The 23468-nt window shown below is 66.6% G+C and carries 23 protein-coding genes; 17 read left to right on the top strand and 6 right to left on the bottom strand.

Features of this window, described 5'->3' with window-relative positions; all coding sequences use genetic code 11:
* Positions 1-173 precede the first annotated feature (173 nt).
* The 8 genes from E5675_RS20305 to E5675_RS20270 are packed head-to-tail and all read left to right on the top strand — an operon-like array spanning position 174 to position 7439.
* Complete coding sequence (locus E5675_RS20305; RefSeq protein ID WP_247594703.1) at positions 174-863, top strand: DUF4129 domain-containing protein; 690 nt, start codon at positions 174-176, stop codon at positions 861-863.
* Positions 860-2098, top strand: coding sequence for a DUF4350 domain-containing protein (locus tag E5675_RS20300; protein WP_136176098.1), 1239 nt, complete (start codon positions 860-862; stop codon positions 2096-2098). Before E5675_RS20305 ends, E5675_RS20300 begins: the two co-directional genes overlap by 4 nt.
* On the top strand, positions 2088-3053 hold the full coding sequence (locus E5675_RS20295; protein WP_136176097.1) for a MoxR family ATPase: 966 nt from the start codon (positions 2088-2090) through the stop codon (positions 3051-3053). The genes E5675_RS20300 and E5675_RS20295 overlap by 11 nt, the downstream gene beginning before the upstream one ends.
* Positions 3050-4366 carry a DUF58 domain-containing protein gene (locus tag E5675_RS20290; protein ID WP_136176096.1) on the top strand — a complete coding sequence of 439 codons (1317 nt, stop codon included), beginning with the start codon at positions 3050-3052 and terminating at the stop codon, positions 4364-4366. The genes E5675_RS20295 and E5675_RS20290 overlap by 4 nt, the downstream gene beginning before the upstream one ends.
* Positions 4363-5400, top strand: coding sequence for a stage II sporulation protein M (locus E5675_RS20285; RefSeq protein ID WP_247594702.1), 1038 nt, complete (start codon positions 4363-4365; stop codon positions 5398-5400). Before E5675_RS20290 ends, E5675_RS20285 begins: the two co-directional genes overlap by 4 nt.
* Entirely contained in the window at positions 5397-6263 is an 867-nt protein-coding gene (locus tag E5675_RS20280) for an RDD family protein (RefSeq protein WP_136176095.1), read from the top strand. Before E5675_RS20285 ends, E5675_RS20280 begins: the two co-directional genes overlap by 4 nt.
* Complete coding sequence (locus tag E5675_RS20275; protein ID WP_136176094.1) at positions 6250-6936, top strand: nitroreductase; 687 nt, start codon at positions 6250-6252, stop codon at positions 6934-6936. Before E5675_RS20280 ends, E5675_RS20275 begins: the two co-directional genes overlap by 14 nt.
* A gap of 8 nt (positions 6937-6944) precedes the next feature.
* Positions 6945-7439, top strand: coding sequence for a hypothetical protein (locus tag E5675_RS20270; RefSeq protein WP_247594701.1), 495 nt, complete (start codon positions 6945-6947; stop codon positions 7437-7439).
* 10 nt (positions 7440-7449) lie between these two features.
* Here the strand turns inward: E5675_RS20270 and E5675_RS20265 are convergent, their stop codons facing one another.
* The gene (locus E5675_RS20265) at positions 7450-7884 is read right to left on the bottom strand and encodes a hypothetical protein (protein WP_136176092.1); all 435 of its coding nucleotides are present in this window, start codon (positions 7882-7884) and stop codon (positions 7450-7452) included.
* Positions 7885-7990: 106 nt separating this feature from the next.
* Here E5675_RS20265 and gyrB point away from each other — a divergent pair, with 106 nt between their 5' ends.
* Entirely contained in the window at positions 7991-10537 is a 2547-nt protein-coding gene (gene gyrB / locus E5675_RS20260; RefSeq protein WP_136176091.1) for a DNA topoisomerase (ATP-hydrolyzing) subunit B, read from the top strand.
* 131 nt (positions 10538-10668) lie between these two features.
* Positions 10669-11100 carry a septal ring lytic transglycosylase RlpA family protein gene (locus tag E5675_RS20255; RefSeq protein ID WP_136176090.1) on the top strand — a complete coding sequence of 144 codons (432 nt, stop codon included), beginning with the start codon at positions 10669-10671 and terminating at the stop codon, positions 11098-11100.
* On the opposite strand, the gene E5675_RS20250 is transcribed toward E5675_RS20255, so the two are convergent.
* Both E5675_RS20250 and E5675_RS20245 read right to left on the bottom strand, forming a co-directional pair.
* Positions 11097-11639: a putative immunity protein gene (locus tag E5675_RS20250; RefSeq protein WP_136176089.1), complete on the bottom strand. Its 543-nt coding sequence runs from the start codon at positions 11637-11639 to the stop codon at positions 11097-11099. The genes E5675_RS20255 and E5675_RS20250 overlap by 4 nt on opposite strands.
* Before the next feature lie 3 nt (positions 11640-11642).
* Positions 11643-12536: a glutaminase gene (locus E5675_RS20245; RefSeq protein ID WP_247594905.1), complete on the bottom strand. Its 894-nt coding sequence runs from the start codon at positions 12534-12536 to the stop codon at positions 11643-11645.
* Between the two features lie 135 nt (positions 12537-12671).
* Between E5675_RS20245 and E5675_RS20240 the strand changes: the two genes are divergently transcribed.
* The 5 genes from E5675_RS20240 (at position 12672) to E5675_RS20220 (ending at position 17803) form a co-directional block, all read left to right on the top strand.
* Positions 12672-13145 carry a VOC family protein gene (locus E5675_RS20240; RefSeq protein ID WP_136176087.1) on the top strand — a complete coding sequence of 158 codons (474 nt, stop codon included), beginning with the start codon at positions 12672-12674 and terminating at the stop codon, positions 13143-13145.
* Positions 13142-13468 (top strand): metalloregulator ArsR/SmtB family transcription factor, encoded by a 327-nt coding sequence (locus E5675_RS20235; protein ID WP_136176086.1) that lies wholly within the window; start codon positions 13142-13144, stop codon positions 13466-13468. The genes E5675_RS20240 and E5675_RS20235 overlap by 4 nt, the downstream gene beginning before the upstream one ends.
* Positions 13465-13935 carry an SRPBCC domain-containing protein gene (locus E5675_RS20230; RefSeq protein WP_168707945.1) on the top strand — a complete coding sequence of 157 codons (471 nt, stop codon included), beginning with the start codon at positions 13465-13467 and terminating at the stop codon, positions 13933-13935. Before E5675_RS20235 ends, E5675_RS20230 begins: the two co-directional genes overlap by 4 nt.
* An 89-nt stretch (positions 13936-14024) precedes the next feature.
* Positions 14025-16193 carry a primosomal protein N' gene (locus E5675_RS20225; RefSeq protein WP_136176084.1) on the top strand — a complete coding sequence of 723 codons (2169 nt, stop codon included), beginning with the start codon at positions 14025-14027 and terminating at the stop codon, positions 16191-16193.
* A 74-nt stretch (positions 16194-16267) separates the two neighbouring features.
* Positions 16268-17803 carry a hypothetical protein gene (locus E5675_RS20220; protein ID WP_136176083.1) on the top strand — a complete coding sequence of 512 codons (1536 nt, stop codon included), beginning with the start codon at positions 16268-16270 and terminating at the stop codon, positions 17801-17803.
* A 6-nt stretch (positions 17804-17809) separates the two neighbouring features.
* Here the strand turns inward: E5675_RS20220 and E5675_RS20215 are convergent, their stop codons facing one another.
* Entirely contained in the window at positions 17810-18571 is a 762-nt protein-coding gene (locus tag E5675_RS20215) for an isocitrate lyase/phosphoenolpyruvate mutase family protein (RefSeq protein ID WP_136176082.1), read from the bottom strand.
* Between the two features lie 109 nt (positions 18572-18680).
* On the opposite strand from E5675_RS20215, the gene E5675_RS20210 reads away from it, so the two are divergent.
* Positions 18681-20264: a hypothetical protein gene (locus tag E5675_RS20210; protein WP_136176081.1), complete on the top strand. Its 1584-nt coding sequence runs from the start codon at positions 18681-18683 to the stop codon at positions 20262-20264.
* A 60-nt stretch (positions 20265-20324) separates the two neighbouring features.
* Here E5675_RS20210 and ada read toward each other — a convergent pair whose 3' ends face one another.
* Complete coding sequence (gene ada / locus E5675_RS20205; protein WP_136176080.1) at positions 20325-21359, bottom strand: bifunctional DNA-binding transcriptional regulator/O6-methylguanine-DNA methyltransferase Ada; 1035 nt, start codon at positions 21357-21359, stop codon at positions 20325-20327.
* 2 nt (positions 21360-21361) lie between these two features.
* Positions 21362-21826, bottom strand: coding sequence for a DUF1203 domain-containing protein (locus E5675_RS20200; protein WP_136176079.1), 465 nt, complete (start codon positions 21824-21826; stop codon positions 21362-21364).
* A gap of 101 nt (positions 21827-21927) precedes the next feature.
* Here E5675_RS20200 and E5675_RS20195 point away from each other — a divergent pair, with 101 nt between their 5' ends.
* A complete protein-coding gene (locus tag E5675_RS20195; RefSeq protein ID WP_136176078.1) occupies positions 21928-23466 on the top strand; it encodes a serine protease in 1539 nt (512 codons plus the stop codon).
* The last annotated feature ends 2 nt before the right edge of the window (positions 23467-23468 follow it).

Genomic DNA, 23468 nt, shown 5'->3' with positions numbered 1-23468 from the left:
GTCTCTCCTGTCGCGCGGCCGGCAGTTTCCATTGTAACGAACCGGCCGATTTTTCCGCGCGCTAGAACGGGGCAGTTCGGCGCGCAAGCATCTCTTGCCTTGCAGAGCACGCTCGCGCTACCAAGATCGGCAATGAGCGAGCGGGGCGAGATCATCTTTTCAACATGATATCCATGTGGATCGCCCAGACGTCGGCTGCGGCCGACACCTCGGCTCAGGGGTGGCTGCTCGACCCCGAACTCGTCGATCCGGGTTATAGCCAGACGATCGCGGGCGGCGAGATTCAGACCGCCTTTCCCCCGCCGCCGCCCCCGCCGCCGCCGACGCCCGAGTGGCTGAAGTCGCTGCTGCGTGCGATCGGCGATTTTTTCGAGTGGAGCGCCCCCGCGGCGAAGCCGCTGATGTGGATCGGGATCGCGCTGATCCTGCTGTTCCTCCTTTACCATTTCGTCCCCGCCTTTGCGCGGTGGGTCGACAATCTGCGCTTTGGCCGCAGGCGCGGCGACGCGGATGCCGACGATCCCATCGGGCAGGCGGAGGCCGGCGCCGCGCGCGCGCTGCTCGCCGAGGCCGATGCGCTCGCCGCCGAGGGGCGCTTCGCCGAAGCGGTGCATCTGCTCCTCCATCGCAGCGTCGAGGATATCGAAGGGCGCCGCCCCGGGCTCGTCAAACCCGCGATGACCTCGCGCGACCTTGCCGATGCACACGACCTGCCGTCGGTCGCGCGCGGCGCGTTCAGCCGCATCGCGCGTGCGGTCGAGATCAGCCTGTTCGGCGGACGATCGATCGACGCCGCGGCGTGGGAGCAATGCCGCGTCGCCTATGCCGAGCTGACGGTGCCGAAGAACTGGGCGCGCGCATGAGCGACGCGGCCGTCGCCAGCGACCATGGCTTCAACCCCCGCCTGATTGCGGGCGTCGTCGCGATCGGTGTGGTCGCCTTCATCGCGCTCTGGGCGCTGATCGCGCTGGGGCCGCAGCTCAGCAGCGGCAATGACGGCGGCGGCCACGCGCTGTCGAAGGCTGCGCCGGGTTATGCCGCGATCGTCGACCTCGCCGAGCGCGCCGGCGCCGAGGTCGAACTGCGGCGGAGGGTCGAGACGACGCGCTACGAAGAATATGAGCCGCTGCTGATCATCACGCCGACGCATCGCACCCGCGCGACCGAGATCGCCGAGCTGCTCGACGCGCAGATCGGCGCGCCAGCGCTGATCATACTGCCCAAATGGCAAACGATGGCGGTGCCCGGCCAGACGGAGAAGCCCGGCTGGGTCAGCGTCGGCTTTCCGGTCAAGCCGCGCGACGCCATGCTTCCGCCCGGGCATTTCGGCAAGATTGCGATCAAGGCCGCGCCGGGCAAGGCGCAGGAAATGCCCGCGCATCTTGCGGGCCACAGCTTCACTGCCTGGCTGCCGACCAATGTGCAGACGATTTCGGGCGACAATCTCGAAAAGCTGATCGCCGCGCCGGGCGGCGGGGCGGTGCTGGCGCAGGTCGGCGACCGCGATCTCTACATTCTTGCCGACCCCGACCTCATCAACAATCTCGCCTTCGCCTCGCGCGATCGGGCGGTCGGCGGCGCGATGCTGATCGACGCCATCGCCGACTATGCCGATGCCGACGGCCTTGCCTTCGATCTGACGCTCAACGGCTTCGGCGGGCAGCGTTCGCTGCTGCGTTTCGCCTTCGTTCCGCCGTTCATCGGAATCACCTTGTGCCTGATCGCGGCCGGGCTGCTCGCGCTGTGGCAGGCGTGGATGCGCTTCGGTCCGGCGTTGAAGCCCGGCCGCGCGATCCCGGTGTCGAAGGCGGCGCTGATCGCGAACAGCGCAGACCTCATCAAGCAGGCACGCCGTGAACTCGACGGCGCCGATGCTTATGTGAAGAGCCAGCGCATAGCAATCGCACGGCGCCTGCACGCCCCCACCGGGCTCGACGACGCCGAAACCGACGCGTGGATCGACCGGCATTTGAGGAAAGGCAGCGACCTTTTCTCGTCGCTCGCGCGGCGGCTGCCGCTTTCGCGCAACACGCATGAATTCCTTGCAGACGCACAGGCGCTGCACGACATCAGGAAGGACCTACTCCGTGACAGCTAATCCCGTCGAAAGCGTTCAGGCGCTCGGTGCCGCGATCGAGGGCGAGGTCGCCAAGGCCGTTTTCGGGCAGGGGCCGCTCACCCGCATGGTGACGATCGCGCTGCTCGCGGGCGGACACGTGCTGCTCGAAGGTCCGCCAGGAACCGCGAAGACGCTGCTCGCGCAGGCGTTCGCGCGCGCGACGGGGCTCGATTTCGGCCGCATCCAGTTCACCCCCGACCTGATGCCGGGCGACATTTTGGGGTCGAACCTGTTCAACTTCCAGACGTCGAGTTTTACGCTGACCAAGGGGCCGATTTTCACCGAACTCCTCCTCGCCGACGAAATCAACCGCACGCCGCCGAAAACGCAGGCCGCGCTGCTCGAGGCGATGCAGGAGCGGCATGTGACGATCAATGGCGAGCCGCACGCGATGAGCCCGCGCTTCACCGTGCTCGCGACGCAGAATCCGATCGAACAGCAGGGCGTCTATCCGTTGCCCGAAGCGCAGCTCGACCGCTTCCTGTTCAAGCTCGTCGTCGATTATCCCGACGCCGACGAGGAACGTCGCATCGTCGCCGACCATGGTGGGCGCTTCAAGAGCCCGGCGGTCGGCGATTTCGGGGTGACGCAGGTCGCCGATGCGAAGGCGATCGGCGAGGCGATCGATACGATCGCGGCGGTGCGCCTCGCCGAAGAGATCGTCGATTATATCGTCCGCCTCGTCCGCGCGACGCGCGAGAGTGCCGACCTCGAATGCGGCGCGTCCCCGCGCGCCGCGACCCTGCTCGCGCGCGCGGCGTGCGCGGCGGCGGCGCTCGACGGGCGTGACTATGTGATCCCTGACGACGTCCAGCGCCTCGCCGCGGGCGTGCTTCGCCACCGGGTCATCCTGTCGGCGGCGGCTGAGATCGAGGGCCGGGGCATCGAGCAGGTCGTCGCGGCCTTGCTCGAACGCGAGGAAGTCCCGCGGTGATCTACCCCACCCGCCGCGCGATCTACATGCTGCTCGCAGGCGCCCCGATGGCGCTCGCGCTCGGGCTGATCCGGCCCGAGCTTTGGCTCGTCGCGGCCGGCTGGATCGGCGTGATCCTTGCTTGCCTGATCCTCGACACCGTCGCCGGCGCGAATCCGCGCCACCTGACGCTCGACGCGCGTTTCCCGCATCAGATCGGGGTCGGCGATCCCTTCGACCTGTCGTTGGCCGCGAGCGGTCGCGGTGTCCCGCCGCGCGCAGAACTCGCGCTCGCGCTCGATGGAAGGCTCGCCGAAGGCGGGCGCCTCGCGGGCGATATGCGCCGCGCGAGCAGGGGTGACGTGCTCGTCCGCACACTCTCGCTCACCGCCTCTCGGCGTGGGCAGGCTCTGGTCGAGGCGCTGTGGCTCCGCTGGACGGGGCCGCTCGGGCTCGTCTGGAAACAACGCAAATTCGAGATCGGCGGTGCAATCAACGTCGTGCCCAGCTTGCGCGCGGTGACCGACGAGGGCAGCCGGCTGTTCCAGCGCAACAGCTGGTTCGGCCTCCGCCAGCAACGCTTCCGCGGCGAAGGCACCGAGTTCGAAGCGCTCGCCGAATATCAGCCGGGAATGGACCGGCGCGCGATCGACTGGAACGCCTCGGCGCGCCACGTCAAGCTGCTCGCCAAGGAGTATCGCGTAGAGCGCGACAATCGCGTCGTCCTCGCGATCGACAGCGGGCGGACGATGGCCGAGCCCGTCGGCGGCATGCCGCGCGTCGACCGCGCGGCGTCGGCGGCGCTGCTGCTCGCCTATGTGGGGCTCAAGCTGAATGACCGGATCAGCTTCTTCTCCTTTGCTGCCAAGCCGCAGGCGCTGACTCCCGCTTATATGCACACGCAGGACTTCCCTGCGTTGCAGCGCGCCGCGAGCCTGATCGACTATGCGCATGTCGAGAGCAATTTCACCCTCGCGCTGACCACGCTGAGCGCGCAGCTCAACCGCCGCTCGCTGATCATTCTCTTCACCGAATTCACCGACGCGACGAGCGCCGACCTGATGATTCGCGCAGCGGGGCGGCTCGTTCAGAAACACCGGCTGCTGTTCGTCGTGATCCGCGACGAAGAGGTCGAGAGCGAGGAGCGGCGGCGGCCCGAGACCGGCGCCGACGTCACGCGGTCGAACGTCGCTGCAGCGATGCTGCGCGACCGGCAGCTGGTGATCGCGCGGCTCCAGCGCCTCGGTGCCGATGTCATCGAAGTTCCCGCGGACGCGATGGGGGCGAGCGCGGTCGAGGCCTATCTCGGCATCAAAAGACAGGGCAGCCTGTGATCCCGCCCGCCGCCCCCGCAAGGACCATCGATGCGCCGAGCTTCTCGACGAGCCGTTTCCGCGCCGAGCGCGAGGCCGACTGGATCGCCTTCGACCTTCTGCTCACCAAGCTCGAGAAGAAGGGTGCGAAGGCACTGACCAGCGACGAGCTGCTCCAGCTCCCGATCTTCTATCGCGCGACGCTGTCGTCCTTGTCGATCGCGCGCGCGACGAGCCTCGACAGGGCGTTGCTCGATCATCTCGAGGCACTGTCGATCCGCGGCTATTTCCTCGTCTATGGCGTGCGCGAAAGCCGCTGGAACCGCCTTCGCCGCTTCTTCCTCTACGACTGGCCCGCCGCGGTGCGCTCGGTATGGAAGGAGACGCTGATCATCGCGCTCGTCATCCTGCTCGGCGCGCTGACCAGCTACTCGCTCGTGTCGAGCAATCCCGAATGGTATTTCAACTTCGTTCCAGAGGAAATGTCGGGCGGGCGCGACCCGCGCGCGACCGCCGAATATCTCCAGACAACGCTCGGGCACGGCAAGGCGGCGGAGAAGGGCGAAAGCGGGCTGCACGTCTTCGCGACCTATTTGTTCACGCATAACAGCCAGGTATCGATCCTCTCCTTCGCGCTCGGCTTCGCCTTCGGCATTCCGACGCTGATGCTCGAATATTATCAGGGGATCGGGCTCGGCGCGATGATGGCGGTCTTTTCCGCCAAGGGGCTTGGCTTCGATTTCGGCGGCTGGCTTTTCATCCACGGCACCACCGAACTATTCGCCGCCGCCTTGTCGGGCGCCGCGGGCCTGCGGATCGGGACGGCGGTCGTCTTTCCCGGCGCGCGCGGGCGGTTGCAGGCGGCGTCGCAGGCGGGGCGCACCGCGGGCAAGGTGATGGTCGGCGTCATCCTGATGCTGTTCGCGGCCGGGCTGCTCGAAGGTTTCGGGCGTCAGCTGATCACCGACACGATGCTGCGCTATGCGACGGGCACGCTGATGCTGCTCTTCTGGCTCGCCTATTATTACATTCCGCGGCGCGAGGATGTGACATGACCGCCCTCGCCAACGCGAAACAGCGCGCCGCCAGCGCGAAGAAGATTCGCCAATTCGTGACCCCCGAAGGCGTCGATCTCGAACTCAGGATCGCGAGCGCGGGGCTGCGCTTCGGCGCGTTGCTTGTCGACCTGATACTGATCCAGATCGCGCTCCTTCTTTTCTTTCTTCTGGTGTTGTGGGCAGGCCTCGCCTCGCAATCGGACGTCGCGGTGGCGATCTGGCTGCTCGGTTCCTTCCTGCTGCGTACCTTCTGGTTCATCGGGTTCGAACTCGGCTCGCGCGCGGCGACGCCGGGCAAGCGCCTGATGGGCATCCGCGTCGTCGCGCGCGACGGCGGCCGCCTGACCGCCGACGCGGTTGTGGCGCGCAACCTAATCCGCGAGCTCGAGCTGTTCCTGCCGCTTATGATGCTCGGGGCGGGCGCCGCGGAGGATATGGTGTCGGGGTGGATCATTCTCGCGGGCGTGCTCTGGTCGCTGACTTTGAGTCTCTTCCTGTTCTTCAACCGCGATCGGATGCGGATGGGCGATCTGATCGCGGGCACGTGGGTGGTGATGGCGCAGCGCGTCAAGCTCGACGCCGATATCGCGACCGATGCGGCAGGGGGCGCGATGACGTTCACCGAGGCCGAGCTCGCGGTCTATGGCATTTTCGAACTGCAGGAGCTTGAACGCGTGCTGCGCGGCCGCGATGCGCGCGCGATGCGCGAGGTCGCCGATACGATCCGCGCCAAGATCGGGCGCCCTGTCGCCGAAGAGGATGACGTCTTCCTGCTTTCCTATTACCGGCAATTGAAAGCCCGGCTCGAACGCAAGCTGCTGTTCGGCAAAAGGCGAGAGGATAAATATGCCAGCGACTGACATAAGCGTTACCGAGGCCCTCCACGTGCGTCGTTCGGTGCGCGCCTTTACCGATCGGCCGGTCGATCCGGCGCTGCTTGAGGAGATTTTCGTGGCGGCGCAGCGCGCGCCCTCGGGCGGCAATCTGCAGCCGTGGCAGGTGACGCTACTCACCGGCGAACCCTGGCAGGCGGTGAAGGATGCCGTCGCGAGCCGGATCGCGATGGGGCGCGAGGGACATGAGCCCGAATATGATATCTATCCCCGCGCGCTGACCGAACCCTGGACCGACCGCCGCTTCGGGGTCGGCGAGGCGCTTTATGCGTCGCTCGGCATCCCGCGCGAGGACAAGGCGGGACGACTCGCTCGGTTCATGGACAATTACCGGGGGTTCGGCGCACCGGTGATGCTTTTTCTCCATTGCTCGCGCATCATGGGGCCGCCGCAATGGTCGGACATGGGGATGTGGCTGCAATCGGTGATGCTGCTGCTCGTCGAACATGGCCTCGCAAGCTGCCCGCAGGAATGCTGGGCGATGTATGGCGCAACGATCCGCCGCATGCTCGGGTTGGGTGACGAACAGATTTTGTTCACCGGGCTAGCGATCGGCTATGCCGACACCGAAGCGGCGGTGAACCAGTGGCCGGTGCCGCGCGCGCCGCTGGATGAAGTGATCGACTGGCAGGGGTTTTGAGGATGCAAATGTCCGGGTTCCGTTATGCGGCGGCAGCGACGCTGACGCTGGTCATCGCGAGCTGCGCCGCGATCCCCCAGCCTGAGGCTCCGCCGCCTGCGCCGAGGCCGGTCGCGCCCGCACCGGTGCCGGCCCCGCTGCCGACGCCGACCGCGGGCTGGGAGGATCGCGCGATCGATCGCGGCGCGTGGCGTTACGACACCGCCAGCCGCACCGCCGCTTTCGTGCCGACGGGTAGCGCCAACGCCTTGCTGACGATGGCGTGCAGCGGCGGGGGCATCCGCATGACCTCGGCGCTCGATGGCAATGTCAGCCTGCGCACCAGCGCCGGCACCGATGCGATCCGCTTCGACGACGGCAGCGCGAACCTGCCGAGCCGCGACCCGCGGCTCGACCGCATCGCGTTCAGCCGCGGCCGCTTCGCGCTCGAAGCCCCGGGCGGCGGCGCGTTGACGCTGCCGGTGCAGTCCGAAATCGGCCGCGTGATCGAGGATTGCCGCTAGATGGCTGGAATCAGCCGCCCAGCTGGACGGTCCCGCCCTTGATCCAGCCCCAGCGGCACGGGCCCTGATATTCACGGGCGTTGGAAACCGACTTGCCGACGCCGCACATGTCGGGGTCGGTGCCGGGCGCGGCGAAGACGACGCCGAACCAGGCGTCATTCTCGGCCGCTTCGCACAGCGACACATTCGCGCCGCCGGCAAGCTTCGCCTTCACCGCGCGCGTCTCGTTCGGTGCCCAATAGACGTCGGTGCCGCCCGATTTGACGCGGCTGATGCTCGAACAGGCGGGCAGGCTCGGCCCCTCGGTGCCGATCATCACCGCGCGCGTCGCGATCGGTTCACCCGGAAGCTCCGGGGCATTGTCGGCGGGTGGCGCGGGCTGGCTGCACGCGGCGAGCGAGGTGAGGAGGATCGAGGCGAGGGGGAAAACGAGACCTTGTTTCATGCGCCGAAACTAGCCGTCGCGGCGCGGGCGCGCAATGTTCGTCGCGATATGGCCAAGAGCCGCATTTTCGCTTGGGTTTTTGCGCCTTCGACCCTATATAATCGATATGACGGACACGCCTGAAAATGAAGCGCCGAGCGCAGCTTCCAACCAGCCCAATGCCAACGCCTATGGCGCCGATTCGATCAAGGTTCTGAAGGGCCTCGATGCGGTGCGCAAGCGCCCCGGCATGTATATCGGCGATACTGACGACGGCTCGGGCCTGCATCACATGGTGTTCGAGGTTTCGGACAATGCGATCGACGAAGCGCTCGCGGGACATTGCGATCTCGTGCTGATCACGCTCAACAGCGACGGATCGGTCAGCGTCGAAGACAATGGCCGCGGCATTCCCACGGGTATCCACGCCGAGGAAGGCATTTCGGCGGCCGAGGTCATCATGACCCAGCTCCACGCGGGCGGGAAGTTCGAGAATACCAGCGACGACAACGCCTACAAGGTGTCGGGTGGTCTGCACGGCGTCGGCGTTTCGGTCGTCAATGCGCTCAGCGAATGGCTCGAACTCACGATCTGGCGCGACGGCGAAGAACATTGGATGCGCTTCGAACATGGCGATTCGGTCGCGCCGCTGAAGGTCACCGGTCCCGCCCCCGCGGGCAAGAAGGGCACGCGTGTCACCTTCTGCGCCTCGACCGACACGTTCAAGAACGTCACCGAATTTGATTTCGAGAAGCTCGAGCATCGCTATCGCGAGCTTGCCTTCCTGAACTCGGGCGTGCGCATCAAGCTCGTCGACGCGCGCCATGCCGAGCATGAGACGCACGACCTTTTCTACGAAGGCGGGATCGCGGCGTTCGTCCAGTATCTCGACCGCAACAAGAATGCGCTGCTGCCCGATCCGATCGCGATCAGCAGTGAACGCGACGGCATCGGCATCGACGTCGCGCTCGAGTGGAACGACAGCTATTATGAAAATGTCCTCTGCTTCACGAACAACATCCCGCAGCGCGACGGCGGCACGCACCTCGCCGCCTTCCGCGCCGCGCTGACGCGCACGCTCAATGGCTATGGCGAAAAGTCGGGGATGCTGAAGAAGGAAAAAGTGTCGCTCACCGGCGAGGATATGCGTGAAGGCCTGACCGCGATCGTCTCGGTCAAGCTGCCCGATCCCAAATTCTCCTCGCAGACCAAGGACAAGCTGGTTTCGTCCGAAGTCCGCCAGCCGCTCGAAAGCCTGATGGCCGACCGGATGACCGAATGGCTCGAGGAAAATCCCGCCTACGCCAAGGCGGTGATCCAGAAGGTGATCGACGCCGCCGCGGCGCGCGAGGCCGCGAAAAAGGCGCGCGAACTGACGCGGCGCAAGGGCGCGATGGACATCGCGAGCCTGCCCGGCAAGCTCGCCGACTGTCAGGAACGCGACCCCAGCAAATGTGAACTCTTCCTCGTCGAGGGTGACTCGGCGGGCGGATCGGCGAAACAGGGCCGCGACCGCCATGTGCAGGCGATCCTGCCGCTGAAGGGCAAGATTTTGAACGTCGAGCGCGCGCGCTTCGACCGCATCATCTCGTCGAAGGAAGTGGGCACGCTGATCCAGGCGCTCGGGACGGGAATCCGCGACGAGTTCAACCTCGAAAAACTGCGCTATCACAAGATCGTGATCATGACCGACGCCGACGTCGACGGCGCGCATATCCGCACGCTTTTGCTCACCTTCTTCTATCGCCAGATGCCCGAGATCATCGAGGGCGGCCATCTCTACATCGCCCAGCCGCCGCTCTATAAGGTCGCGAAGGGGCGGAGCGAGGTTTATCTCAAGGACGATAACGCGCTGGAGAATTATCTCGTCGACGCGGGGATCGATGCGCTGCTGCTTGAAACCGCGGGCGGCGCGCGATCGGGCGCCGACCTTCGCTCGCTGATCGAGCACGGCCGGCGGTTGCGCGCGCTGATGCGCTATGTGCCGCGCACCCTCAATCACGGGCTGGTCGAGGCGCTCGCGCTCACTGGCGCGCTCGATCCCGATCTCGACACTGCGGGGCGCCACAGCGCCGCCGCGACCGCTGCGACCTGGCTCAACGCCGCCGAGCGCGCGCTGACCGGCGGGGCCGAAGCGGTCTGGACCGTCGAAGCGGTCGAGGGCGGCGGCTATACGCTCGAGCGCCGCTGGCGCGGGGTCAGCGATCATCATGCGATCGACGCGGGTTTCCTCGCCAGCCAGGAAGCGCGCCGGATGCACAAGCTCGCCGCCGAACAGGCTGAAAGCTATGCACGCCCCGGCCGGCTGGTGAAGGCGAGCGGCGCCGCCGCCGAAGTCGAAACCGAGATTGCCGACGGCGAAGAGGGCGATGTCCCCGCCGCGACGAACGCAAAGGCCAATCCGGTCACGCGCCCGTCCGAACTGCTCGAGGCGATTTTCGCGCACAGCCGCAAGGGCCTCGCGATCAGCCGCTATAAAGGGCTGGGCGAAATGAATGCCGAGCAGCTTTGGGAAACGACGCTCGATCCCGCCAACCGTTCGCTGCTGCGTGTCGAGGCCGAACAAGCCGATGTCGCGCATGAAATCTTCGAACGGCTGATGGGCGACGAGGTCGAACCGCGGCGCGACTTCATTCAGACGAACGCGCTTTCGGTGGCGAATCTCGACGTCTGATTTCGGTTTGGTTCCTTAAAAACCCACCGGAACGCACTTTCGAACGCGAAATATATTCAGTTTAACGCGCGGCGGCTTGTTTCGGCAGGCGGCCGCTGCTTTTGGCGCTCTCACCGAAAAGGGAGGATGCCATGCGGGCTCTTGTAACCATGGTGATGCCGCTGATGCTCGTTGCATCGGCCGCCGCACAGGACAGTGACGCCGCTGCCATTCCCGCCGTCGCGGCCAGCGCGATTCCGCTTGCCGACGCCGCCGACATGGAAACCGAAATCGACGGCGGCATGGCGAGCTATTACGGCAACGAGCTTGCCGGCAACCGCACCGCGAGCGGCGAACGCTTCGATCCCGGCCAACTGACCGCGGCGCACCGCACGCTGCCCTTCGGCAGCAAGGTGCGCGTCACCAACATGACCACCGGCGATAGTGTGATCGTCCGCATCAACGACCGCGGCCCCTTCGCTCACGGCCGCGTGATCGACGTCAGCCACGCCGCTGCGCGCGAAATCGGCATGCAGCGCAGCGGTACCGCGCGGGTCAAGCTGGCTTTGCTGAACGACGATTAAGCCGCGCCGCTTTCCCGCTCCCGAAGCTTTCGATCGAGCATCCTCAGCAATTCGCCCGTTCGCCCTCCGCCGCGTGGCGGCTCTGGATAGCGGCATAATATCTCGATGACCTTGGAATTTGTCGCGCGAGCTAGCCGTTCGACAAAATCGCATCCCGCGACCTGATCGTCGCCTGCCGCCAGTTCCGACGCGCGGGCGGCGTGCGCGGCGGCACCGAGAATATGGCGGACCTGCGCCGGACGTGCCAAGGGATGCAGGAAGGCAGCCGCCGGAGCGCACATCGCAGCCCGCGCTGCCTCGCTCGCCGCCCGGTCGTCCGTTTCCTGCGCGGCCTTGTGCGCCGCCCAGGCGGTATCGCGGAGCGTTTTGACGCGCGGACCTCCGCACGCAAATGTCGACGCCGCTGCGATGGCCTCGCCCGGGCGACCGTCCGACGCGTGGCCTCGTTCGAAGATGGGCAACACCTGCTCCGCGTTACCGACCGCATAGGCGACGACCTCGCGAAGATCGGCCAGATCCAGATCGATTTCGGCAGCCATGTGCTAATCGAACACCGACCAGCCGGCGGCATAAGCGAAATGTTCGAGCGCGATCGCCCCGGCCAGCGACGTTCCCGCTTCGTTGAGCGCGGGCGACCAGACCGCGATCGATCCCTGCCCCGGCGCGATGCAGAGGATGCCGCCGCCGACCCCGCTCTTGCCGGGAAGGCCGACGCGGAAGGCGAATTCGCCCGAATTGTCGTAATGGCCGCAGAGCATCATGATCGCGTTGATCCGCCGCGCGCGGTGCGGTTCGACGAGCTGCTCGCCGGTCACCGGGTCGCGCCCCTCCATCGCGAGGAACAGCCCGGCGCGCGCGAGCTGGCGGCACGACATAGCGATCGCGCACTGGCGGAAATAGACGCCGACCACCGTCTCGACCCGATGCGCCAGATTGCCGAAGGCGTCCATGAAATGCGCGAGGCTGCGGTTGCGCGCGCCGGTTTCGGATTCGGACGATGCGACGTCGAAGTCGATTGCGACGCTGTCGTCTCCGGCCCGCGCGCGCATGAAGTCGACGATCTCATCGATGGTCGCATCGCCGCTGCGCCCGTCGATCAGCCGGTCGGTGGTCGCGATCGCGCCCGCGTTGATCAGCGGATTACGCGGGATGCCCTGTTCGCTTTCGAGCTGGACGATCGAGTTGAACGCGCTGCCCGACGGCTCGCGTCCGACGCTGTCCCATAGCGAACTGCCGACGCGGCGCAGCGCGAGCGCCAATGTGAAGACCTTCGACACCGACTGGATCGAGAAGGGCTCGTCGGCGTCGCCCGAGCTGTGGACAGTCCCATCGGGGAGCGCGACCGCAAAGCCGAGCTTGTTCGGATCGACGTTGGCGAGCGCGGGAATATAGTTGGCGACGCGGCCCCTGCCGAGCTGTGCGGCGGCGAGCTTCATCGCTTCGTCGATATGGTGGCGGAGGTCGTCGGTCATGGCGCTGCTTTATCATCTTGATGCACATCGGCGAGTATTTTCATTTTCGTGAAAATATTCTATAAATAGGAAATCAAATAGCGACTCGGGAGACACGACATGGCCGATCAACCGCGACCCAAGGGGCTTGCGAGCGCCGTCTGTTACAAGGATGCGAAGGCGGCGTTCCGCTGGCTGGAAGAGGCGTTCGGGTTCGAGCCGGCGTTCGTGCTGCTCGACGATCAGGGCAATCTTGCGCACAGCGAGATGGAATATGGAAATTCGTCGATCATGATCGGCAATGAATGGTCCGACGACCATCGCAGCCCCGCGAATCTCGGCGGCAAGAACACCCAGACGGTGCATGTCCAGCTGGGCCAAGGCGAGGATATCGACGCGCATTGCGAAAAGGCGCGCGCGGCGGGGGCGGACATCATCGCCGAACCCGAAACGCAATTCTATGGCGACCGCACCTACCGCGCGAAGGACCCCGAGGGGCATATCTGGACCTTTGGCGTGACGGTTGCGGAAAAGACGTCGGACGAATGGGACGCCGCGGGCGGCTTCAAGACCAAGACGCGGCTCGACGATTGAGCGTCGCGCTCGACCGGATGCTGGGCGCGCTCGCCGATCCCACGCGGCGGCGCGCGATCGAACTGCTGGGTGAACGGCCGCGCAGCGCGGGCGAGCTGGCGGGCGAACTCGGCCTCGCGCCACCCGCGATGAGCCGGCATTTGCGCGCGCTGAAGGAAGGCGGGCTGGTCGAGGACGGGCATCCGACCTTCGACGCGCGTGTGCGAATCTATCGATTGAAGGACGGCGCCACCAGCGAGCTCAAGCAATGGCTCGCCGAGACCGAGGCGCTGTGGTCGCGCCAGCTTGCCGCGTTCAAGGCGCATGTGGAGCGAGGGCCATGAGCGGCGCGGCGGTGATCGTCGCGCTGCGCGTCGCGGCGACGCCGGACGCGGCGTTCACCGCCTTCACGCGCGATATCGGCAAATGGTGGCGGAGCCATCCGCTGTTCCAGCTATCGCGGCACGGCGACGGCGCACTGCGCTTCGATCCGGCGGGGCCGGACGGACGGCTCGTTACGCGCTTCGACAATGGCGAAGAATGGGAGATCGGTGCGGTGCGCCATTGGCTGCCGGGCGAAAGGCTGGCATTTGCATGGCGCCTGCCGAGTTTTCGGGAGGGTCAGGCGACCGAGGTCGATGTGCGCTTCGAGGCGATAGGCAGCGAGACGCGCGTGACCGTCGAGCATCGCGGCTGGGATGCCGTCCCGCAAAGCCACGTCGCGCGGCACGGGTTCGAGCTGATGCTGTTCCAGCGGCGGCTAGGGGAATATTGGCGCGAAATGTTGAAGGGGATGAGCCAGCGGTTTTGAGCGGAGGCGGGCGCGGAAGCGCCGTCTCCTTCGCTGGTCGCCCTCGGCGCTTTCCTATTTTCCCCGCGCGCCTATATCCTGCCCGACCCATGACCCGCGCTCGCGTCCTCCTTTTGACCGCCGCTCTCGGCCCGCTCGACTATCGCGTCCCGCAGGGAAGCGAGGCGCCTTTGGGCAGCGTCGTCGTCGCGCCGCTCGGGCCGCGGCGGATGGGCGGCGTGGTGTGGGAGGACGAAAGCTTCGGCGCTCCCGAACCCGTCGGCGACAATCGCCTGCGCAATCTTTACGAGATCGTGCCCGTGCCGCCGATCGCCGCTCCGCTCCGCCGCCTGATCGAATGGACGAGCGACTATTATCTCAGCCCCCCGGGGTCGGTGCTGCGCATGGTGCTGCCCGGCGCCGCCTTCGCCGACGCGCGCCGCCCGATCGTCGAATATCGCGCGACCGGCGAGCTGCCCGGCCGGATGACGCCGCAGCGGACCGTCGCGCTCGAAAAGATCGGGACGCGCCAAGGGCTGGTGCGCGAACTCGCGGCGCTCGCGGAGGTCAGCGAGGCGGTGATCCGCGGGCTCGTCAATACCGGCGCGCTCGAAGCCGTCAGCATGTCGGCCGACCAGCCCTATCCCGAACCCGATCCCGCCTTTGCGCCGCCCGATCTGTCGGGCGAGCAGGCCGCCGCCGCGGGGCAGCTTCGCGACGCGGTCGCCGCCGCGAAGTTCGAGACGTTGCTGCTCGACGGTGTCACCGGATCGGGCAAGACCGAAGTCTATATGGAAGCGATCGCCGCCGCGATCGCCGCGGGCAGGCAGGCGCTCGTCCTCCTCCCCGAAATCGCGCTCACCGAACCGATGCTGACGCGCTTCGCCGCGCGCTTCGGCTGCGAGCCCGTCGCGTGGCACTCGGGGCTGCGTTCCACCGAGCGCCGCCGCGCCTGGCACAGCATCGCGGCGGGCGAGGCGAAGATTATCGTCGGCGCGCGCTCGGCCTTGTTCCTGCCCTACGCCAGGCTCGGCGTGATCGTCGTCGACGAAGCGCATGAGACGAGCTTCAAGCAGGAGGACGGCGTCCATTATCACGCGCGCGACGTCGCGGTGATGCGCGGACATTTCGAGGGGCTGCCGGTGGTGCTCGCGAGCGCGACCCCCGCGCTCGAAAGCCTCGCGATGGTCGAGGCGGGGCGTTATCGCCACATCAAGCTCCCCGCGCGCTTCGGCGGCGCGACCCTGCCCGATTTGGCGGCGATCGACATGCGGCAAGACCCGCCCGACCGCGGCCGCTGGCTCGCGCCGCCGCTCGTCGACGCGCTCGCCGACCGCTTGCAAAAGGGCGAGCAGAGCCTGCTCTTCCTCAACCGGCGCGGCTTCGCTCCGCTGACGCTCTGCCGCACCTGCGGCCACCGCATCCAGTGCCCCAATTGCACTGCGTGGATGGTCGAACACCGCCTCGTCCACCGCCTCGCCTGCCACCATTGCGGCCATGTCATGCCGCCGCCGCGGCTCTGCCCCGAATGCGAGGATGAGGACAGCCTCGTCGCCTGCGGCCCCGGCGTCGAACGCGTCGCCGACGAGGTCGCCCTGCGCTTTCCCGAAGCCAGAACCGCCATCGTCACCAGCGACACCTTGTGGTCGCCCGCCAAGGCCGCCGAGTTCGTCGACAATGTCGAGGGCGGGCTGGTCGACATCATCATCGGGACGCAGCTCGTCACCAAGGGCTATCATTTTCCCAACCTCACACTCGTCGGGGTGGTCGACGCCGACCTCGGGCTCGACGGCGGCGACCTCCGCGCCGCCGAGCGCACCTTTCAGCAGATCGCGCAGGTCGCGGGGCGCGCGGGGCGCGGGGTGAAGCCCGGCGAAGTGCTAATCCAGACGCGCGTGCCGGAGGCGCCGGTGATGGCGGCGCTCGTCGCGAACGACCGCGACGGTTTCTATGCCGCCGAGGCCGCGGCGCGCAAATTCGCGGGCGCGCCGCCCTATGGCCGCTTTGCCGCGCTCGTCATCTCGTCGGAGGATATCGAAGTCGCGCGCGGACAGGCGCAGCGGCTGGGGCAAAAGGCGCCCGTCGCCGACGGGCTCGCCGTCTATGGCCCCGCGCCGGCGCCGCTCGCGATGCTGCGCGGCCGCCACCGCTTTCGCCTCCTCCTCCACGCGCCGCGCAGCTTCGACCTGCAGGGGACGATCCGCGAGTGGGTGAGCAGCGTCGAATGGTCTTCGAAGGCGCGGCTCGCGATCGACATCGACCCCTACAGTTTTGTCTAGCCGATAGAGGGCTTTACAGCCTCGTCGCAGGCTGGCAGCAGAATGCGTATCGCCATCCGGGGGGAGCAGCGGGGATGCACGGGCTTCGCATAACGATATTGGCGGCGCTTGCCGCGCTGGCGACGCCGGCGCAGGCGAACTGGCTGCGCGCCGACACTGACAATTTCATCATTTACAGCGAGGGCAAGGAGAAATCGCTGCGCACCTTTGCCGAGAATCTCCAACGGTTCGACGCGACGCTCCGCGCGCGGTTCGGGTTGAAACAAGCCCCCGAACCCAATCGGCTGACCATCTATCTGGTCCCGCGCGGTGTCGATGCCGGCCGGCTGGTCACCGGCAAGAGCGGATCCTTTATCGCGGGTTGGTACAAGCCCGACCCCGAGGGAAGCTTTGCAAGCTCGCACCGCGAGGACGTCGTGATCAAGGGGACGCCGCAATCGCAGCAGACGCTGTTTCACGAATATAGTCATCACTTCATGAAGCGTTATGCCGCCGCCGCCTTTCCGGCGTGGTTCATCGAAGGCTTTGCCGAATATCATTCGACGGCCGATTTCACCAAGGAAGGGCGCGCCGAGATCGGCAAGCCCGTTTATGCGCGCGCCTATGGCCTGCTCGCGATGCCCAAGGTCCCGGCCGAGAAGATACTGCTCCAGCGGCCGGGCGAGATGCGCAATTCGGGGCAGACCGACGTCTATTACGGCCGATCATGGCTCTTGACGCACATGCTTTACAACGACCCCGCACGCGCGGGCCAGCTCACCAAATATATCGAGGCGATCAACCACGGCGAGGATGGCAAGAAGGCGGCAATCGACGCGTTCGGCGATCTCGCCGAGCTCGACAAGGACCTCAACCGATACATGAACAAGCCGATGACCTACCGCACCTCGGCCGAACCGGTCGCGGTTCCCGGCAAAATCGGCATCGCCCCACTGTCGCCCGCCGAAGATGCGCTGTTGCCGCTCCGCCTCGAACGGATCAGCGGCCAGAACGATGCGGAACGGATCGCAAAGGTGCGCGACGAGCTGAAGGCATTGAGCCTCGTGCATGGCAGCGACGCCGGGGTGTGGTTCGAACTGGCGCGGGCCGAATGGGCGATCGATGATGACAAGCGCGACAAGGCGGCGGCGCGGGCCGCGGTCGACAAGGCGCTGGCCATCGATCCCAAACATGTCCGCGCGAATGTCTTGCTCGGCCGCATCCTGACCGCCGAGGTCGAGGCGAAGGATGATCCCCGGCCGGAAGACTGGAATGCGGTGCGCAAACCCATCGCACTCGCCAACCGCACCAATCCCGACGACCCGCTACCGCTCTACGCCTATTTCAAAAGCTTCGTCGATCAGGGCCGCTGGCCGCCGCCAATCGCGATCGAGGGTCTCCACCGCGCTTTTCAGCTCGCGCCGGAAAATATCGGCGTCCGCGTCAGCTACGCCTTCGCGCTTGCCAACGACGGCCGGTATGACGACGCGCTGACATTGGCGAAGGCGGTCGCGTTCGACCCGCACGACGGCGGTCAAGGCGAGCATCTGCTCGCCCAGCTCGAAGCCATGCGCGGGCGAGGCGGAGCGCGCGCCGGTGCCGCCCCCGCCGAAACGACAGCGGGCGAATAGGGCCGCTCAATAATCGGGTTCGGCGCCGCCCATCACCTGTCTGGCCTGCGCCGCGAGCCAGGCCATGGCGGCCGCCCAAGGCTGGTGCCCGTGGCTGATCCGCGCGACGCCCAATGCGGCGAGTTCCTGGTGCGTCGGGCCGCCTTTGCCGCGCAATATGTTGACCGGCAGCGGCGACGCGTCGCAGATCGCACCGATGCACTTGGGATCGAGCAGGAAGGGAACGAACAGCGACCCCGCCCCGGCATCGGCATAGGCGCGCGCACGTTCGAGCGTCGCGGCGACGAGCGCGTCGCCGTCCTTCGCCGCATCGGCCCCGCGAAACGTGTCGCAGCGCGCGTTGACGAAGATGCCGGTGTCCGCCGCCGCGCGGTAGCGCGCCACCGCTTCGGCGACCGGCAGCAGATCGTCAGCCCCGGGCAGCCGGTCTTCCATATTGATTCCCGCCGCGCCCGCATCCTTCGCGCGGCCGACCGAGACGCCGACCGCCGCCGGATCGGCGCCATAGCCCGATTCCATGTCGATCGTGACCGGCAGGTCGGTGACCGCGAGGATGCGGCCGAGATTTTCGAACACATCCTCGATCGGGAAATCCTCGCCGTCGGCGCGGCCCTGCGCGCCCGCGACGCCGAAGCTGCCCGTCGCGATCGCCTTCGCGCCGGCACCCGTCACCGCCTTCGCGCTCCCCGCATCCCAGATGTTGACGAGGATCAGCGGGTCACCGGGGACGTGCAGTGCGCGAAATTCAGCAATCTTGTCGATCATCATGTCTTCTCCTTTGATTTTTCGCTTGGCGGCTTCGGTGTTTGGCGCCCCGGTTGAAGCATTTGTCCGGCTTGATATAGATAGGCGCGGAATATTTACCGGGGGAAACAAAGTGATCGCATATCTGAACGCCGCCCTGCGCGGTGGTTTCGCCGTTGCGCTGCTTGCTTTCGGCAGCGTGGCTCACGCCGAATGGTGGGAAGCCGAAACTGCGCACTTCATCATCGTTTCCGAAAGCAGCAAGGCGGATACCGAACGCTTCGCGACGCGGCTCGAGCGTTTCGACAATGCGCTGCGATATATGCAGGGGCTTCCGATACCCGGCCCCGACATCGGCGAGTCGAACAAGGTCCGCGTCTATCGCTTCGGCGACACCGACGACATCGGCCGCCTTGCAGGCACTTCCGGCGTCGCGGGCTTTTATATTCCCCGCGCCGGCGCCGCCGTATCCTTCGTCCCGGCGATCGAAAGCCAGCGCGACCGCTTCAGCCGCCATCTCGACCAGCGCGAACTCAACCAGAAAACGGCGCTGACCGCCGAAGGCATATTGTTCCACGAATATGTTCACCACTTCATGCTGCAGAAATTCAGCACCGCCTATCCGCACTGGTATGTCGAGGGCTTCGCCGAGCTTTACGGCACGCTCGAGCTGCTCGACGGCGGCGCCTTCCGCGTCGGCGACGTCCCGCAGCACCGCGGAGACGACCTGTTCGAACTGCCCGGCATCCGGCTCACTCGATTGTTCGATCACAACAAGCGGCTCGACGGACAGGAATATTATCAGTCCTACTCGTTCGGCTGGATGATCGCCCACTATCTGAACTTCAACAAGGCGAGGCAGGGGCAGCTCGCTCAATATCTGAAGGCGCTGAACGCGGGGGAAGACAGCCTGACCGCGGCGCAGCGCGTGTTCGGCGACCTCGACACGTTGCAGAACGAACTGCGCCGGTACAAGGGCGGTCCGTTCCCCACGCTCAACGTCAAGCCGGCGGACTATGTCGCCCCGAAAGTCGATATCCGACGCCTGACGCCGGGCGAGGAAGCCGTAATTCAAGCACATATTCGCAGCGAGCGGGGCGTCAACGAGCGCCAGGCGCGCGCCGTCGCGGACGAGGTCGACGGCATGGACAAAAAATATCCGGACAGCCTGCCCGTACAGTTGATCGCGGGCGAGGCTTATACCGATGCCCAGGAATTCACGAAGGCGGAGGCAGCGCTGAAACGGGCACTCGTGCTCGATCCGCAATCGCAAGATGCGCAGGTTTTGATGGGCGGCCTGTTCATGACACGCGCCGATGAGGAAAAGAATCCCGCGCTCTACGCGACGGCGCGTACCTGGTTCGCCGAGGCATACCGGCTCGATCCCAAGGATCCGCGCGCGGCGATCGGCTATTATATGTCCTTTTATGAAGCGAAGGAGCCGATCCCCGAACCCGCGATCATCGCGCTGGAAAGCGTGTTCGACTATTCGTCCTACGACGATGGCTACCGCATGGTCCTTGCGCGCCAGCTGCTCAACGAAAACAAGGGCAAGCTCGCGCGATCGGTCCTCGCACCCCTCGCCTTTTCCAGCCACAAGCAGGAAAAGGCAAATAAGGTCGCCAAAGTGGTTGACGAGATCGACGCCGGCCAGATCGACGCGGCGCGCACCACCATCGCGAGCATTTTCGCCGATCGGGAAAAGGAAGACAGCTAAGCAGACCGCGTCAACCAGTGGCGCCGGGCCGTATGTCGCACTGCCCGGCGCCACTGTCGCTCAGCGCCCTTCGCGCTTCAGCAATTCTTCCTTGATCGGCAAGCCATAGGCATAGCCGCCCAAGGACCCGTCGCTGCGCACGACGCGGTGGCACGGGATCAGCACCGCCACGTTATTCGCGCCGTTGGCGCTCCCCGCCGCGCGCACCGCCGCGGGCTTGCCGACCGCGGCGGCGATGTCCGAATAGCTGCGCGTCTCGCCCGCCGGAATCTTGCGAAGCTCGCGCCACACCGCTTCCTGAAAGGCGGTGCCCTTCACGTCGATCGGGATATGGTCGAAGCCGTTCACCGGCGCCTCGACCGCGTCGACGACCTGCCCCAGCAGCGCGGCAAAGTCATCGCCGCCCTCGACCAGATCGGCCGCGGGAAAACGTTCCTCCAACGCCTCGCGTCCCTCGGCGAAACTCAAACGGCACACGCCCTTGTCGGTCGCGGCGACGAGCATGTCGCCGAGGCTGGTCGGCACCACTGCCCAGTGGATCGTCGCGCCCTTGCCGCCGTTCACCCACGCCGAAGCCGTCATACCCATGCGTCCTTCCATATTCTCGTAAAAGCGCGACGGCCCCGAAAAGCCCGCGTCGTAAATCGCGTCGGTCACCCTTGTGCCCTCGCTCAGCGCGGCGCGCGCGCGCTCGTCGCGCAGTGCGCGGGCATAGGCGGCGGGCGACAGCCCGGTATGGCGGGTGAAGACGCGCTGGAAATGCGTCGGCGAATAGCCGGTGCGCGTCGCGAGATCGGCGAGCGCGAGCGGTTCCTCGCTTTGCTTGATCGCGGCGATCGCCTTGATCACCGCGCGTTCGTCGCGCGCGACATCGTCGGGCAGGCAGCGCTTGCACGGGCGCAGCCCCGTCGCGCGCGCCGCGGCGCCATCGACGAAGAAACGAACATTTTCGCGCAGCGGGTGCCGCGCGGCGCAGCTCGGCCGGCAATAGATGCCGGTGGTGAGCACGCCGGTGACGAAGCGTCCGTCGAACGCCTTGTCGCGCGCCTGCACCGCCTGCCAGCACTCGTTGTCGGTCATCGTGGAGAAAGCCATGATCAATTCCTCTCGATGCGCGCGGCGAAGCAGCCGTTGGTGGCATATTGCGCGTGAATATAGGCAATGCGCGGGTCGGCGAACAGGTCGCGGATCGCTGCATCGCCATCCTCGCCCGGCCCCAGCCGCGCCGCCGCCAGCATACCCGCATCGTCGAAGCCGCGGAACGCCATCGTCCGTCCGGCGAAGGCAGGGGGCAGCGCGTCGCAATAGGTCGCCGTTTCGACGCGATCCCGGACATAGATCGCATAGGCGCTGCGGAACGGCGTTTCGACATCGTGACTGACATGGTGAAGCAGGATCACCGCCTCACCCGCTTTCGCATCGTCGAGACTGATCCGGCACGGGCAGCCGCGATCGGCGGTCGCGGTGATCCGGCGCGCGTTGTTGGCGGCGAGCTCGGCGTCGTCCATCGCGAACAAGGGCGCGAAAGGAGCGGGGTCGAGCCCGGTAATCTTGTAAGTCATCGCATTGTCCTTTCTCTGGTTCGCGATCATCATGCCGCCACGCCGCTCGCGCCGCGTCCCGATGCTTGCGTTCAAAGTTGGCGCGGCTAGTCTGCGCCGCCATGACCCGCTTTTTCACGCTTCTGCTCGCCCTCCTTGCCCTGTCCCTTCCTGCGCGCGCCGCCGACGATATCAGCGCCGCTTCGCGCAGCGTCGTGCGCGTCGTCACCGTCGCGATGATGGATGGCGAGGTCGTCGGTTTCGGCCATGGCAGCGGCATCGCGATCTCGCCGACGCGCATCGTCACCAACGCGCATGTCGTCGAATCGGCGGCGCGGTACCCCGGCAATGTCGCGCTCGGCGTCGTCCCGTCGGAGGGGCAGAAAAGCTATGCCGGGAAGCTGATCGCGATCGACACCGCGCGCGACCTTGCGCTGGTCGAGATCACCGAGGGGCGGCTGCCCGCCGCCGCCATCTACACCGGGCCGCTCGAATCGGGCGCCGACGTCGTCGCGCTGGGCTATCCGGGCAATGTCGACCTTGCGACCGCGCGCAGCGCCAACGACTATATCACCCCCCGCACCCCGACGCGCAGCGAAGGCAATATGTCGAACATGCAATCGGTCGACGGCGTCGCGATGCTGATCCACACCGCGAAAATCTCGCGCGGCAATTCGGGCGGTCCGCTCGTCGATCAGTGCGGACGGATCGCGGGAATCAACACCGCGATCACGCGCGCCGACGACGGCGATTCGCCCTTCGCCTTCGCCATTTCTGGACGCGAGCTGATGCGCTTCCTCGCCGATGCGGACCAGCAATATACCAGCGTCGGCACCCCCTGCCTGTCGATGGCCGAGGCCGACGCGCGGAACCGTGCCGCGATCGACGCCGAAGCGCGCGCCGATGCCGAGGCCAATGCCGCGAAAAATGCCGCCGCGAAGCTCGACCGCGAACTCAAACAGGCGCGCGCCGAGGACGAGGCGCTCGCGGCGCGCGAGAATCGCATCGCGCTCGCGGGCGTGCTGTTCGTGATCGGCGCGCTCGCGGCGGGCGCCGGGCTGATGTTCTATGGCCAGAAGAATATGCGCAATGCCAAGATCGCGGGCGGCGCCGGCGCCGCGCTGATCCTGATCGCGGCGGTGCTGTTCGCGACGCGCCCCGATGCGCATGCGGAGATCGCCGAGGAAGCGGCGAAGACGCCCGCCACCGACGCGCCGAAGCTCGCGCAGGGCAGCCTTCTCTGCACGATCCGCCCCGACCGCAGCCGCATCACCGTGTCGGCGACGACCGACGTGCCGATCAGCATCGGCAAGGGCGGCTGCGTCAACGGCCGCACCCAATATACGAAGGGGCCCGACGACCGCTGGCAGCGCATCCTCGTGCCCAATGAGGAGGCGACCGTCACCGTCGCTTCGATCGATGCGGCGGGGCGCGACTATCGCGTCGAACGCTATCTGCTCGACGCCGAAACGATGGCGAAGGCGCGTGAGACGCGTGCGACGATCACGCTCAAGAGCTGCACGGCTGACCCCGACGAACTCGCGGGGCTCGCCGCGCAGCAGGACGCGATCCGCAGCGCGCTTCCCGGCACCCCCAACGAACGGCTCGTCTATCGCTGCCAGCCGGCGAACGGTGCGGCGGCGAAATCTTCCGGCGACTGACG

Source organism: Sphingopyxis sp. PAMC25046 (genome assembly GCF_004795895.1).
In the GTDB taxonomy this organism is placed as follows: domain Bacteria; phylum Pseudomonadota; class Alphaproteobacteria; order Sphingomonadales; family Sphingomonadaceae; genus Sphingopyxis.
This window is presented reverse-complemented; position numbering and strand designations above follow the sequence as displayed.

Bases quoted from the DNA above. Each gene is read 5' to 3' on its own strand.
- E5675_RS20305 (WP_247594703.1), top strand. From the start codon at position 174: ATGTGGATCGCCCAGACGTCGGCTGCGGCCGACACCTCGGCTCAGGGG.
- E5675_RS20300 (WP_136176098.1), top strand. From the start codon at position 860: ATGAGCGACGCGGCCGTCGCCAGCGACCATGGCTTCAACCCCCGCCTG.
- E5675_RS20280 (WP_136176095.1), top strand. From the start codon at position 5,397: ATGACCGCCCTCGCCAACGCGAAACAGCGCGCCGCCAGCGCGAAGAAG.
- E5675_RS20275 (WP_136176094.1), top strand. From the start codon at position 6,250: ATGCCAGCGACTGACATAAGCGTTACCGAGGCCCTCCACGTGCGTCGT.
- E5675_RS20270 (WP_247594701.1), top strand. From the start codon at position 6,945: ATGTCCGGGTTCCGTTATGCGGCGGCAGCGACGCTGACGCTGGTCATC.
- E5675_RS20265 (WP_136176092.1), bottom strand. From the start codon at position 7,884: ATGAAACAAGGTCTCGTTTTCCCCCTCGCCTCGATCCTCCTCACCTCG.
- gyrB (WP_136176091.1), top strand. From the start codon at position 7,991: ATGACGGACACGCCTGAAAATGAAGCGCCGAGCGCAGCTTCCAACCAG.
- E5675_RS20255 (WP_136176090.1), top strand. From the start codon at position 10,669: ATGCGGGCTCTTGTAACCATGGTGATGCCGCTGATGCTCGTTGCATCG.
- E5675_RS20250 (WP_136176089.1), bottom strand. From the start codon at position 11,639: ATGGCTGCCGAAATCGATCTGGATCTGGCCGATCTTCGCGAGGTCGTC.
- E5675_RS20245 (WP_247594905.1), bottom strand. From the start codon at position 12,536: ATGAAGCTCGCCGCCGCACAGCTCGGCAGGGGCCGCGTCGCCAACTAT.
- E5675_RS20240 (WP_136176087.1), top strand. From the start codon at position 12,672: ATGGCCGATCAACCGCGACCCAAGGGGCTTGCGAGCGCCGTCTGTTAC.
- E5675_RS20230 (WP_168707945.1), top strand. From the start codon at position 13,465: ATGAGCGGCGCGGCGGTGATCGTCGCGCTGCGCGTCGCGGCGACGCCG.
- E5675_RS20225 (WP_136176084.1), top strand. From the start codon at position 14,025: ATGACCCGCGCTCGCGTCCTCCTTTTGACCGCCGCTCTCGGCCCGCTC.
- E5675_RS20220 (WP_136176083.1), top strand. From the start codon at position 16,268: ATGCACGGGCTTCGCATAACGATATTGGCGGCGCTTGCCGCGCTGGCG.
- E5675_RS20215 (WP_136176082.1), bottom strand. From the start codon at position 18,571: ATGATGATCGACAAGATTGCTGAATTTCGCGCACTGCACGTCCCCGGT.
- ada (WP_136176080.1), bottom strand. From the start codon at position 21,359: ATGGCTTTCTCCACGATGACCGACAACGAGTGCTGGCAGGCGGTGCAG.
- E5675_RS20200 (WP_136176079.1), bottom strand. From the start codon at position 21,826: ATGACTTACAAGATTACCGGGCTCGACCCCGCTCCTTTCGCGCCCTTG.
- E5675_RS20195 (WP_136176078.1), top strand. From the start codon at position 21,928: ATGACCCGCTTTTTCACGCTTCTGCTCGCCCTCCTTGCCCTGTCCCTT.